General features: G+C 43.0%; 13 protein-coding genes and 1 riboswitch. Of the genes, 3 read left to right on the top strand and 10 right to left on the bottom strand.

From position 1 onward, the window contains the following. Positions 1-232: 232 nt before the first annotated feature. The 10 genes from Q4A91_RS04450 to uvrA all read right to left on the bottom strand — a co-directional run bounded on the left by Q4A91_RS04450 (position 233) and on the right by uvrA (position 11448). Positions 233-685, bottom strand: coding sequence for an SP_0198 family lipoprotein (locus Q4A91_RS04450; protein WP_303208963.1), 453 nt, complete (start codon positions 683-685; stop codon positions 233-235). Positions 686-776: 91 nt separating this feature from the next. Continuing rightward, positions 777-2027, bottom strand: coding sequence for a folylpolyglutamate synthase/dihydrofolate synthase family protein (locus Q4A91_RS04455; RefSeq protein ID WP_303208964.1), 1251 nt, complete (start codon positions 2025-2027; stop codon positions 777-779). A 206-nt stretch (positions 2028-2233) separates the two neighbouring features. Then, positions 2234-2539 (bottom strand): DUF1292 domain-containing protein, encoded by a 306-nt coding sequence (locus Q4A91_RS04460; protein ID WP_303208965.1) that lies wholly within the window; start codon positions 2537-2539, stop codon positions 2234-2236. 15 nt (positions 2540-2554) lie between these two features. Beyond that, positions 2555-2974, bottom strand: a complete 420-nt coding sequence (gene ruvX / locus Q4A91_RS04465; RefSeq protein ID WP_002876031.1) for a Holliday junction resolvase RuvX — start codon at positions 2972-2974, stop codon at positions 2555-2557. Positions 2975-2977: 3 nt separating this feature from the next. Next, positions 2978-3244 carry an IreB family regulatory phosphoprotein gene (locus Q4A91_RS04470; protein ID WP_000507059.1) on the bottom strand — a complete coding sequence of 89 codons (267 nt, stop codon included), beginning with the start codon at positions 3242-3244 and terminating at the stop codon, positions 2978-2980. Between the two features lie 87 nt (positions 3245-3331). After that, entirely contained in the window at positions 3332-3901 is a 570-nt protein-coding gene (locus Q4A91_RS04475) for an SP0191 family lipoprotein (RefSeq protein WP_247931432.1), read from the bottom strand. 66 nt (positions 3902-3967) lie between these two features. Next, positions 3968-4366, bottom strand: a complete 399-nt coding sequence (gene spx, locus Q4A91_RS04480) for a transcriptional regulator Spx (protein ID WP_000591165.1) — start codon at positions 4364-4366, stop codon at positions 3968-3970. A gap of 133 nt (positions 4367-4499) precedes the next feature. Next, on the bottom strand, positions 4500-7160 hold the full coding sequence (mgtA, locus tag Q4A91_RS04485) for a magnesium-translocating P-type ATPase (RefSeq protein ID WP_303209052.1): 2661 nt from the start codon (positions 7158-7160) through the stop codon (positions 4500-4502). A 195-nt stretch (positions 7161-7355) separates the two neighbouring features. After that, positions 7356-7507: riboswitch (M-box (ykoK) riboswitch) on the bottom strand. Positions 7508-7562: 55 nt separating this feature from the next. Continuing rightward, entirely contained in the window at positions 7563-8624 is a 1062-nt protein-coding gene (locus tag Q4A91_RS04490) for a Xaa-Pro peptidase family protein (RefSeq protein WP_303209053.1), read from the bottom strand. Beyond that, positions 8617-11448 carry an excinuclease ABC subunit UvrA gene (uvrA, locus tag Q4A91_RS04495; protein WP_303209054.1) on the bottom strand — a complete coding sequence of 944 codons (2832 nt, stop codon included), beginning with the start codon at positions 11446-11448 and terminating at the stop codon, positions 8617-8619. Before uvrA ends, Q4A91_RS04490 begins: the two co-directional genes overlap by 8 nt. Before the next feature lie 136 nt (positions 11449-11584). Here uvrA and Q4A91_RS04500 point away from each other — a divergent pair, with 136 nt between their 5' ends. The 3 genes from Q4A91_RS04500 to Q4A91_RS04510 are packed head-to-tail and all read left to right on the top strand — an operon-like array spanning position 11585 to position 13581. Next, positions 11585-12529 carry a magnesium transporter CorA family protein gene (locus Q4A91_RS04500; RefSeq protein WP_000815617.1) on the top strand — a complete coding sequence of 315 codons (945 nt, stop codon included), beginning with the start codon at positions 11585-11587 and terminating at the stop codon, positions 12527-12529. Between the two features lie 11 nt (positions 12530-12540). Next, positions 12541-13218, top strand: coding sequence for a DUF1129 domain-containing protein (locus Q4A91_RS04505; protein WP_303209055.1), 678 nt, complete (start codon positions 12541-12543; stop codon positions 13216-13218). 15 nt (positions 13219-13233) lie between these two features. Continuing rightward, on the top strand, positions 13234-13581 hold the full coding sequence (locus tag Q4A91_RS04510; RefSeq protein ID WP_007520826.1) for a TfoX/Sxy family protein: 348 nt from the start codon (positions 13234-13236) through the stop codon (positions 13579-13581). The last annotated feature ends 119 nt before the right edge of the window (positions 13582-13700 follow it).

Here is a 13700-nt window from a genome sequence, read left to right on the forward strand (position 1 = left end):
TACTCCAAGAGCTGCAAGATTCTTAAACTACTCCTTCACTATATGACGTGCTATCCCTTTTTATATTTTTAACTAGGGTATTAAGAGGCTTAAAAAGAACTACCAAAATGATAGTTCTTTCCAATATTATTTATATTTTTCAATATCGCACAAATCCTATGACAGTCGCTATTGAAGTTGTAGAAGGTAAAGCTGAAACCTTAATTCCAAACTTCTATTTAGATTTGAGATCCTATTTTGTTAATACCACTCGGTCAGATGCCTCTCGGTCCATATCATCGATAATCAATTGATTACCATTAACCGTGTAAATTTTGACATCATCACCGATAATGACACGTTGATTTTCTGGCTCAAAGCTGACTTGCTTGATTTCCTTATCCCCATCTGGCTCGACCTCAGTCCATTTGCCAGTTTTACCTGTTACAACAAGAGTGATTTGGTCATTCTCATCTTTTCCAGTATAGGTACCATCGATATTCGTAGGTTGAGCTACAGTAGTGTCCTGACTTGAGGATGCCTGTGGTTGACTAGCACTTGTAGCAGCGCTAGAAGATGATTCTTGTTGAGAAGATGATTGCTGAGCAGATTGCTGGGTAGGGGCTTGTGCCTTAGGTCCACAAGCTGCTAAAAGACTAAGAATTGCTAGGGAAGCAATAGAAAGTGTGAATGTTTTCGTTTTCATAGCGATTTCCTTTCTTTTTGTGCCAATGTTTTGCTGGAATCGTTTCCAGATATACCTCCTACCTACAGTATAGCAACTTAAACCTATAAGGTCAACTAATCTCATTGCTTCCAACCAAACTCCCTCGGACTTCCGAGATAAAGTAGAGAGATCCCGTCACGAAAAGCAAGTCCTGGTCATTGGCCTTATCTTCAAATTCTCTGATAAAGTCCCCATAGGAAGGAATCAAATCGTAACCCGCCACATCCTTTTCATCCAGAGAGCCTTGGTAGTCAAAGCCTGTTACCTTAAGTTCCACCTGAGGCAACTGCTCCGTTAGATAGCCTAACATCCCCTGATAATCCTTGCGTTTAAGTGCTCCAAAAAGGATGCGAACCTGGTAACCTTGCTGGATTTTCCCCTGGATAAACTCTACTAGACGAGTCAAGGCTGGCAGATTGTGAGCCCCATCTAGGTAGATTTGCGGACGAATCCGTTCCAATCGACCTGCCCAATGTGTTTCCTTCAAATCCCGTCTGACAAACTCTTCTTCGACCCTTTCACCTCTCGATGCCATAAACAGAAGAAAAGTTTCTAAAGCCAAGGCGGCATTTTCTTGCTGATAAGCACCCTCCAAACTGATTTCAAGTTGTGAAAAACTAGCTAGGCTACTTGAGAAATTTCCAGCTTTCAAGGTGAAGTCTTGCCCAGCTTGATAAAGTTCAACAGCTAACTCTCTTGCTGTATTTTGACAGACAAGTTTAGCTTCTGGAGCGAGCTTAGCAGTGACCGCCTTCTTGCCGGATTTGAAAATACCAGCTTTCTGCTCGGCTATTTCCTTCAGACTATCCCCCAAGGTCTCTTGATGATCTAGCCCAATGGAAGTAATAACTGCAATCTCTCCTGTTGCAACGTTAGTGGTGTCAAGCAAACCACCAATCCCCACTTCTAGCAGGACTAGATCCACTTCCTGCTTTTTAAAGTAAAGCAAGGCAATCAAGGTCAACAACTCAAAGAAAGACAATTGATCGTGTGTTTCTAAGAGAGTTTTCTCCATCTCCTTGACTTGGTTAGCTATACGGACAAAGTCTTCCTCTGCGATTGGTTGCCCATTAATACAGATTCGATCATGGATACTGATGATATGAGGAGAGGTAAAAGTACCAACTTTTTTACCATGAGTTGCAAACAACTCCCTCATAAAGGCAATAGTTGACCCTTTACCATTAGTCCCTGTTACGTGGATAATAGGATAAGTCCTCTCAGGATTCCCCAGCAAATCCACTGCTCTCTGCATTCGTCCAAGTCCAGATCTAAAGTTTAAACCAATCCGACTATGAAGCCATTCTTCTACTTCAAACATACATGTCTCCTTAACAAAAGTCCAATCAACTACAGCATCAAAGTATGATTACAAATAAAAAACGAGGTCGGGACTAAAATCCCGACCTCTCACCTGGTTAGCTAATCACTAGCAACTATGAATTTCAACGTGAGCTAAAAACATCCCCCGGACATTCCTGCGTTTCTAATTTCTGGCGCAGAACTAAAAATGTCCCCCGGACATTTTTACTCTTCCATAAATCTGTTGAAGACTTCTTCAATCATGTTCCATTCGTCTTCTGAGTCTTCTGGGATTGGTTGCAATTCGCCTTCTGTTCCGTCTTCATTTTCGATGAATGAGTAAGCTTGGATTTCAACTTCACCATTTTCATCTTCTTCTGCGTTAACTGGCACTAGAAGAACATAGTTTTTACCAAATTCTTCTTTCCCATCGATGGTCAAAAGAATTTCAAACAAGGTTTCATTTCCTTGCTCATCTACTAGTGTAATCAATTCGCGTTCTTCGTGGTCATGGTTGTGATCGTGTGACATAGTTTCTCCTCTGTCTTAAAATTTTCTATCTAAATAATTTTGCAAAATCAGCTGAGCAGCCAACTTATCAATAACTTTCTTGCGTTTGTTACGACTGATATCTGCTTGTTCAATCAACATACGTTCCGCAGCGACCGTTGTCAAACGCTCATCTTGATAGTCTACTGGCAAACCAAAGAGTTCTTCTAGCTTGGCACCATAAGCTTGACTGGCTTCTACTCGCGGACCGCTGGTATTGTTCATATTTTTTGGCAGACCTACTACAAAGCGTTCTACCTTATAGCTGTCAACCAATTCCTTGATACGGTCAAAACCAAACTGGCCCTGATCCTCATTAATCTGGATGATTTCAAGTCCCTGAGCGGTGAAGCCTAGTGGATCGCTAATAGCCACCCCTACTGTTTTTGAACCGACGTCCAATCCCATAATTCTCATAGATTATAGATCGACTCCTTGTCCCTTAAGGTAGTAGCGTACCAGTTCTTCAACAATTTCATCACGCTCATACTTACGGATTTGATTTCGTGCATTGTTGTAACGAGGAACGTAGGCAGGGTCTCCACTCAATACATAACCGACGATCTGGTTAATCGGATTGTAGCCCTTGTCATTCAAAGAAGCATAAACATCTGTCAATGTTTCGCTAATTTCTTTCTTATTGGAATCATCCAATTTAAACCGTACAGTTTCTTCAGTAAATCCCATTCTAACACCCTCTTTCCTTAGAATACTACTATTATAGCACATTCCCTGACGTTCTACAAATAAGTCAGTCTATTTATTTGGATTTTCTTACTGTTCCGTCGCCCCATTTGCCACTCTGTCAGCAATATACTGGCTAGGTTCGTTTTTTAAGAGATTTTCAAGGCCGATATTTTTTAAATATTCCAGCTGAGATGCCTTTTTGACATCCAATACTTGAAAATCATAAGTCGTTGTCGTCTGGATTTCTGTCTCGCTGAGTAGCTTGGTTTCCAGTGTAAATCCTGCTAGTTTGCGTGCCTCTTGGATGGTCTCATCCTTCTCTTCAGCTTCTAGAAGCGCTTTTTGCGTCTCCTCTAGGCCATTTTCAGAGATAAAGGTCTTGAGTTCATCCCCGACAGGTCGTTTTTGCTGGATGGTCAAGGTCAAAAACTGATTACCTTTATAGGTAATGATCTGAATCTGTTGCGTTCCATTTTCTGACTTTGGCATCAACAGGGTCTTGGTGACAACCGTATTCTTTTCGGCATTGTCCAAAACGGGAAGGTTTGATTGGAGAGGTTCAGATGCTGTTGTGGAAGCAGCAGGGGTTTCCTTTTTTTGCCCACATCCCGCAAGCAAAAAGAGGAGGGCAAAACTAGCAATTAGTAACTTTTTCATAATTCCTCACATGATTTTAAAACAAAAGAGCAAACAAGGCCAAGAGTCACTCCCAGCCTTGATGTTTTATAGAGCTGCACGTAGACGTGCTTCTGCATTTTCTACATTACGGACAGAGCGTGGCAAGAAGGCACGGATATCATCTTCTTTATAGCCGACTTGTAGGCGCTTCTCGTCAACGAGAATCGGACTCTTTAAGATCCGTGGTGTTTCCATGATTAAGTTGAGCACTTCATTGACACTCAAATCCTCGATGTCAACTCCAAGTGCCTTAGCGTAGCGGTTTTTTGACGAAACGATACTGGCAATTCCATTATCTGTTTTCGTGAGAATATCTAATAACTCTTCTCTTGTAATTCCTTCTTTACCGAGATTTTGTTCTTTATAACTTAACTGGTGGGCATTGAGCCAGGTTTTCGCTTTTTTACAGCTAGTACAACTTGAGACTGTATAAATTTTGATCATGTACCTACCCCTTTCGCTACATGTTACTATCAGTTTAGTCTATTATACCATAAAAAACATCCGACTTGCGACCTATTTTTAAAAAAATTAACTTTTTTCGCGATTTTCGTACTTTTTTCTTGACAAAATCAATTTATAACCAACTTTTAAATTTTTTGATATACAATCGTTTTACAACTGTAACACTTATCATATAGAGGACGATAATCAAAAGCAAAAAGAGGAAATAAATTGGTTCCAAAGGGCTTAAATGAAGCAGGCTAGCAATTGAAGAGTAGGGAAGGAAGGTCACAAAACTAGCTGCTAGCAAGGTTGTTCCAAGAACAAACCATGATGGACGACTTTGTAAGAAAGGAAGTTTTGCTGAACGAAGCATATGGATAACCATGGTTTGGGACCACATGGATTCAATGAACCAACCTGTCTGGAACAAGATGATAAAGCCCGTTGCAGACTCTGCTCCGTGAGCATAAGCTTGACCTGTCGCCATTGGAACAATGACAAAATAGAGTAAGATAAAGGTCAAAATATCAAAGGCAGAAGAAATCGGACCCATCCAAATCATAAAGCGAGTAATAGACTTAGCTTCCCACTTATGAGGATGTTTCAAAAAGTCTTCATCCACATTATCAAATGGCAAGGCAATGCAAGAAAGGTCGTAGACGAGGTTTAACACAATCAAGTGAATCGGAGCCATAGGAAGGAAAGGTAAAAAGATACCAGACACTAACAGAGAGAAAATGTTCCCGAAATTAGAGCTGACCGTCATCTTGATATATTTGGTCATATTAGCGTAGACCTTACGCCCTTCAACCAGCCCTTTTTCAAGCACCATCAAATCCTTATCTAGCAAAATGACATCAGCCGTTTCTTTGGCAATATCTACTGCTGTATCAACAGAAATCCCCACATCGGCCACTTTCATAGAAGGGGCATCATTGATCCCATCTCCCATATAGCCGACACAATGTCCATTCGATTTGATTTGTAAAATGATTCGTGCTTTTTGATCCGGAGAGAGTTTGGCAAAGACAGGCACCTTCTCAACTGCTTGAGCCAATTCTTCGTCCGTCATGGCTTCAATATCAGAACCCAGCAAGATTTGATCAACGTCTAGACCAACTTTTTCGCAAACTGCTTGGGTTACCTTTTCATTGTCTCCCGTCAAGATCTTTGTTTGAACACCGTGTTCTAACAAAGCTTGGATAGCAGGTGCTGCTGATGGTTTTGGTGGATCTAGAAAGGCAAGATATCCGGTTAGAATCATCTCTTTTTCATCTTCAACTGAGTAAGCAAAACCTTCTTTTAGACCTGTTTTATAAGCGACTCCCAAGACTCGCAATCCCTGTTGATTGAGTTGGTCCACTTCTTTTAAGATTTCCACTCGGATATCATCCGTCAGAGGACTAATCTGACCTTGATATTCCACATGGGTTGAGATCGCAAGCATTTCCTCTAGGGCACCCTTGGTTACCAAACTAACAACTTCGTTCTCATCCTTTACGATGACACTCATTCGTCTGCGTTCAAAATCAAAGGGCAATTCATCTATTTTTTGGAAGCTAGTATCCAAATTTTGTAGAATAGCGTGTTCTTTAGCTTCTTTTTCAGTTCTACTGATAATGGCACGGTCCATCAAGTTTTTCAAACCGGTTTGAAAATAGGAATTGAGGTAGGCACGTCTCAACACAGACAAATCCAAATCTCCATGTATATCCAAAGGATATTCCAGGACAATTTCATCTTGGGTAAGGGTTCCGGTTTTATCCGTGCATAGGATATCAATAGCACCTAGGTCCTGTATGGCATTGAGTTTTTTGATGACGACTTTTTCCTTGGCCATGATAATGGAGCCTTTTGCTAGACTAGCCGTGATGATCATAGGAAGCATCTCAGGTGTCAATCCAACACCAACACTCAGTGCAAACACACCTGCTTCCAGCCAGTCGCCATCTGTCAAGCCATTGGAGAGAAACACGATGGGAACCATGACCAACATCAAACGTATCAAGAGCCAAGAGATGCTGTTCATCTCCCGTTCAAAAGAGGTCGGTTCGTCATAGGTATTGAGAGTCTGCTCGATTTCTCCCATCATGGTATCATCACCGACCGCTAGAATCAAAGCCTTGGCACTTCCTGATATCACATTGGTTCCCATAAAGGCGAGCGCTTCTGCTTCTAGCAGACTATCAAAGTTTGACTGACTCATTTTTGACAAGGCTAGTTTTTCAACCGAGTCACTTTCACCTGTCAAACCAGACTGTTGGACAAAGAAATCACGTGATTCAATCAAAAGGAGGTCTGCTGGAATCATGTCCCCAGCACTTAACTTGACTATATCTCCAACAACCAAATCTTCAATTGCGACCTCTAAACTCTGGCCTTCCCGAATAACTGTGGCTGTATTCACAATCATTTTTGATAGATTGGTCGCAGCCTTGTCACTCCGTAATTCTTGGACAAAGCGTATGCCACCAGAGATTAGAACGAGAACGACGATGATGATAGAGGTCGTCGGATCTTCTTGTCCAGGCTTCGCCAACCAGACATTGGTCACCATGGAGGTCATAGCGATGACCAGCAGGATGATCGTAAATGGATTGATAATCGATTCGTAAATCTTTTTGAGGATACTGTCTTCTTGACCCTTGGTGATGGTGTTTTCGCCATATAGGTCACGATTTTTCTCCGCCTGCTCCTCAGTCAAGCCTGTTAGACTTGTATTATAAAAAGATAGAGTTTCGTTTAAAGGTGTGTGAATAGCTGTTGCTAATCTTTCTTTTGTAGTTTTCATTGGTTTCTCCTGTCTGTATGAATGATGTGTTTCATACACAGAGACCAATCACTTTATAAGGGCAGAACGACACAAATCAGCGATTGGCTGTGTATGTGCGGTTCTAGATGATCGTCAATTTGCATCGTTTGTCTCCTTTCTTTTTCTTAAAACAGTAGAAAATCCCACCATAAAATGGTAGGATTAAAAAACTAATTATCTGTTTTTTCGTTCAAGCTTTAACTCCATAGGGCGATGTAATGAGCTTAGTCTTAGCCTTCGCGACCAGGACTGTTGACCAACGAGTAGTGTCTCCACTGCTTTGCGGTAGTCATCCGTATCCCTATGGTAGCCTCACCTACCGTTTTCGTCTATCAGTATAAACCTTTAAAATATAAAAGTCAATGATTTATCTTAATTTTCTTAAATAACAATTAATTCCTTCGGTGCTAGAGTCAACAATTCGCAACCGTTATCTGTAATTAAGATATCATCTTCAATACGAACGCCGTATTTACCTTCAATATAAATACCCGGTTCATCAGTCAAGACCATGCCAGATTTAATGACTTCTTTGGAAGCTTGGCTAAAGTAGGGTTCCTCATGGATATCGAGACCGATACCGTGTCCAATACCGTGAGTAAAGTAGTCGCCATAGCCTGCCTCGATGATAATATCACGAGGAATTTTGTCAAAGTCACGGAAACCTAAGCCAGCCTTAGCTTGATCAATCAAGGCTTGATTGGCTTTCAGAACAGTATTGTAAATCTCTGTCTGCTCATCACTGACATGCCCTAGATAGATGGTCCGTGTCATATCACTGACATAGTGGTCATAGAGACAGCCGAAGTCCATGGTAATGGCTTCGCCAAACTCTACTGGCTTGTGCATTGGGTGGGCGTGGGGCTTAGAAGAGTTGATGCCACTTGCTAGAATGGTATCAAAAGACAAGCCTGCCGCTCCTAGCTCACGCATGCGGAAATCAAGGAAGTTGGCAATTTCGATCTCAGTTTTTCCTGGTTTGATAAAGTCAAGCGCATCACGGAAAGCTTGGTCTGAGATAGAACATGCCTTACGAATAGTCGCAATCTCTTTCTCATCCTTAATCATACGAAGGCCCTCAACAAACTGCGTTTGAGGAAGCAATTCCAAACCTTCAAATGCTGCCTGCATACGGTGGTAATAAGAAACCGAAATCTCGTCTTCAAAACCAACTCGAGACAAGCCCATATCCTTAACGATGCCTGCAATGACAGCCAACTCATCGCGGTCAGCCACAATCTCAAAACCTGTCACTTCTTGCTTAGCTGCAATGATATAGCGAGAGTCTGTCACCAAAATCTGACGGTCACGGCTGATAAAGACTGTTCCATTTGAACCCCAAAAACCAGTCAAATAATAGACGTTTTTAAGGTTGTTGATGATGATACCATCTAGTTCTTTTTCTTGCATTTTAGCTAGAAATGCTTGCACACGTTTATTCATGATGTAACTTTCCTTTCAAATAGTGTCCTGTGTAGCTGGCTTCGTTGGCCGCTACTTCTTCTGGGGTTCCTGTTGCAATGATGGTTCCACCACCGACACCGCCCTCAGGTCCCAAATCGATGATATGGTCTGCAGTCTTGATGACATCCAGATTGTGCTCGATGACGAGGACAGTATTGCCATCGTCGACAAAGCGAGCTAAGACTTTAAGCAAGCGAGCGATGTCCTCTGTATGAAGCCCTGTCGTTGGCTCATCCAGAATATAGAAAGATTTTCCTGTTGAGCGTTTGTGGAGTTCACTAGCCAACTTCATACGCTGAGCTTCTCCTCCAGAAAGGGTGGTAGCCGGTTGCCCTAGCGTTACATAGCCCAGTCCCACATCCTTGATGGTCTGAAGTTTGCGTTGAATCTTAGGAATGTGTTGGAAGAATTCCACCGCATCGTTGACGGTCATGTCCAAGACCTGCGAGATATTCTTTTCCTTATAGTGGACTTCTAGGGTTTCACTGTTGTAGCGAGTCCCGTGGCAGACTTCACAAGCCACGTAAACATCTGGCAAGAAGTGCATCTCGATCTTGATAATCCCGTCACCTGAGCAGGCTTCGCAACGACCGCCCTTGACGTTGAAACTGAAACGGCCCTTCTTGTAGCCTCGAATCTTAGCTTCGTTTGTCTGGGTAAAAAGGTCACGTATATCGTCAAAAACTCCCGTATAGGTAGCAGGGTTAGACCTTGGAGTCCGTCCGATAGGGCTCTGGTCAATGTCAATCAAGCGGTCTACATGCTCAATCCCTGTAATCGTCTTAAACTTACCAGGCTTGTCTGAATTACGGTTGAGCTTCTGGGCAATGGCTTTTTTGAGGATGCTGTTGATTAAGGTTGATTTCCCTGAACCCGATACCCCCGTCACTGCGATGAATTTTCCTAGCGGGAAACGAGCAGTGATATTTTGCAAGTTGTTCTCACGCGCACCTGTCACTTCGATAAAACGACCATTTCCGGAACGGCGCTCTTCAGGCACTGGAATCGCTCGTTTTCCTGATAAGTACTGGCCTGTGATAGACTTGCTGTTACGAGCCACCTGCTTGGGTGTTCCTGCAGCAACAATCTCTCCACCAAAAACACCGGCACCTGGACCAACGTCAATCAGATAATCCGCCTCGCGCATGGTATCTTCGTCATGTTCTACCACGATGAGAGTATTGCCCAAATCACGCATCTTTTTCAGACTGGCAATCAGGCGGTCATTATCCCTCTGGTGGAGACCAATCGATGGCTCATCCAGGATATAAAGGACACCTGATAGGTTGGAACCAATCTGGGTTGCCAAGCGAATACGCTGACTCTCCCCACCCGAAAGGGTTCCTGCCGAACGCGACAGCGTCAGATAGTTAAGACCTACGTTATTGAGGAAGGTCAAGCGATCCTTGATTTCCTTGAGAATAGGCCGAGCAATGATGGCTTCATTTTCAGACAGAGTCAACTGGCTCACCAAAGCCAAGTGGTCTGCGATAGACAGGTCTGAGATTTCTCCGATATGTGGCCCTTGCTCCCCACCCACACGGACAGACAAGGCCTGGTCATTGAGACGATAGCCGTGGCAAGTTCCGCAGGTTAGCTCATTCATGTAGAGGCGCATTTGGGTGCGCGTGTAATCACTGTTAGTCTCATGGTAACGACGCTTGATATTATTGACAACTCCCTCAAACGGAATGTCAATATCGCGCACACCGCCAAATTCATTTTCATAGTGGAAATGGAATTCCTTGCCATCAGACCCGTAGAGAATCAAGTTCTTATCTTCTTCTGACAAGTCTTCAAATGACTTATCCATATCCACCCCAAAGGCTGTCATAGCTTGTTCTAGCATGTTTGGATAGTAGTTGGATGAGATAGGATTCCAAGGTGCCAAGGCTCCCTCACGCAAAGTTTTGCTGGTATCAGGAACCACCAAGTCAACATCCACCTCTAGCTTGATGCCCAAACCGTCACACTCACTACAAGATCCAAAAGGAGCATTAAAGGAGAAGAGACGAGGCTCTAGCTCAGGTACGGTAAAACCACAAACTGGACAGGCATAATGCTCAGAAAAGAGCAACTCAGAATCGTTCATGGTGTCGATAATCACATAGCCTTCTGCTATACGAAGGGCAGCCTCAATGGAGTCAAAGAGACGGCTACGGATGCCCTCCTTGATGACAATACGGTCTACCACAACATCGATATTGTGTTGCTTGCTCTTAGACAGCTCTGGAACTTCGGTCACATCATAAACTTCCCCATCCACACGGACACGGACATAGCCGTCTTTCTGAACCTTTTCAATGATACTCTTGTGTTGCCCTTTTTTCTTACGAATGACAGGAGCTAAAATTTGCAGACGTTGGCGCTCTGGCAACTCCAAAATCTTATCCACAATTTGCTCTACAGAAGAAGCTTTGATAGCCCCGTGCCCGTTGATACAGTAAGGCGTCCCCACACGTGCGTAGAGGAGACGCAAATAATCATTGATTTCAGTCGTCGTTCCCACGGTCGAACGAGGGTTTTTGCTGGTGGTTTTCTGGTCGATGGAAATAGCTGGGCTAAGACCATCAATGGCATCTACATCTGGTTTTTCCATGTTGCCCAAAAACTGGCGAGCATAGGCTGATAGACTCTCTACATAGCGACGTTGACCCTCAGCATAGAGGGTATCAAAAGCCAGACTGGATTTCCCAGACCCTGACAAACCAGTCACAACAACCAGCTTGTCTCGCGGAATCTCCACATCAATATTTTTTAAGTTATGGGCACGTGCCCCATGAATCACAATTTTATCTTGCATCTTTGTTCTTTCTAGTCCATTATTGCTTTCCATTATACCAAAAAAAGTGAAATTCTATTACCCAAAAAGCTGTTTTTATAGTATAATAGTACGGTGCAAAAAATGAATCACTGAATAGTAGGAAAGGATAGGGGATATGAAACAAGTTTTTCTCTCAACAACAACTGAATTTAAAGAGATCGACACGCTTGAACCGGGTACTTGGATCAACCTCGTCAATCCTACACAAAATGAATCGTTGGAAATAGCTAACGCCTTCGACATTGACATTGCCGACCTTCGAGCACCGCTCGATGCGGAAGAAATGTCCCGTATTACCATCGAAGATGAGTACACTTTGATCATCGTGGACGTTCCCATCACAGAGGAAAGAAACAATCGTACCTACTACGTTACGATTCCGCTGGGGATTATCATCACCGAGGAAACCATTATCACCACCTGCTTGGAACCCCTCCCAGTTCTCGATGTCTTTATCAACCGTAGACTGCGTAACTTTTACACCTTCATGCGTTCACGCTTTATCTTCCAGATTCTCTACCGCAACGCAGAGCTTTACCTTACAGCCCTTCGTTCGATCGACCGTAAGAGTGAACAGATCGAAAGTCAACTTCACAAGTCTACTCGAAACGAAGAGCTAATCGAGCTCATGGAATTGGAAAAAACCATCGTCTATTTCAAGGCCTCACTGAAGACAAACGAGCGCGTGATTAAGAAATTGACCAGTGCAACCAGCAATATCAAAAAATACCTAGAAGACGAAGACCTGCTCGAAGACACCCTGATTGAAACCCAACAGGCCATTGAGATGGCAGATATCTATGGAAACGTCCTTCACTCTATGACAGAGACCTTTGCCTCTATCATTTCCAATAACCAGAACAACATCATGAAAACCCTGGCTCTCGTGACCATCGTTATGTCTGTCCCAACCATGATCTTCTCAGCCTACGGGATGAACTTTAAGGATAATGAAATCCCTCTAAACGGTGAGCCTCATGCCTTCTGGTTAATCGTCTTTATCGCCTTTGCTATGAGTGTTTCGCTCACTCTCTATCTCATCCATAAAAAATGGTTCTAAGAGGAATCCCTATGTCTCAGATTGATTTACAAAAATTAACTAAGAAAAACCAAGAGTTTATCCATATCGCTACCCAACAATTTATCAAAGATGGTAAAACAGACGCTGAAATCAAGGCTGTCTTTGAGGAAGTCATTCCTAAAATCCTTGAAGAGCAAGCCAAGGGGACGACCGCTCGTTCACTCTACGGTGCTCCAACCCACTGGGCTCATAGCTTCACTGTCAAGGAGCAATACGAAAAAGAGCATCCAAAAGAAAATGACGATCCAAAACTCATGATTATGGACTCAGCCCTTTTTATCACCAGTCTCTTTGCATTGGTTAGCGCTCTAACTACCTTCTTCTCTACAGATCAGGCTATTGGCTATGGGTTGATTACCCTCTTGTTGGTTGGACTTGTAGGAGGACTTGCCTTCTACTTGATGTACTACTTTGTCTACCAGTATTATGGACCAGACACAGACCGTAGCCAACGTCCTCCATTCTGGAAATCAATCCTCGTTATCCTGGCTTCTATGGTCCTTTGGTTGGTTGTCTTCTTTGCAACAAGCTTCCTACCAGCCAGCCTCAATCCAGTCCTTGCTCCATTGCCTTTGGCTATCCTAGGGGCTACCCTTCTCGCCCTTCGCTTCTATCTCAAGAAACGTTTCAACATCCGAAGTGCAAGCGCGGGCCCATCCCGTTATTAAGAAAAGTGAAAAGCTATGGCATATAGTCAATCCTTAGCTCAGCAGATTCGAAAAATTCTAGCACTCAAACTTCCTCCCCAAATTTTCGAAGAAGAGTTAGAAGAAAAGAAACTATTTGGTGGCCTTGCCTTTATGATTCGTGGGAAAATGGTCCTTACAGTCAGTTCCAGAAAAGACGAGCTGGTTATGGTGAGAATTGGCAAAGAAATGGAAAAGCAAGTTCTACCCCGAACAGGAGCTCGTACTACATTGATGAGAGGGCGACCTTATCATGGCTATATAGACCTAGATATCGAAGGTCAAAAAGAACTTCCTTACTGGATTGATTTAGCCCTCTCCTATAATCAAGAGTTAACCAAGTAACTCATATCTAGTGAGATTAGAAATTAGAAAAACGAAAAGCAACTGCACAGGCGGTTGCTTTTTCACGGCTCTATAATATCTGTAGTGGGTAAAAACCACTATGGAAATTATGGAGCTTT

The organism is Streptococcus sp. (assembly GCF_030528045.1).
Taxonomy (GTDB): domain Bacteria; phylum Bacillota; class Bacilli; order Lactobacillales; family Streptococcaceae; genus Streptococcus.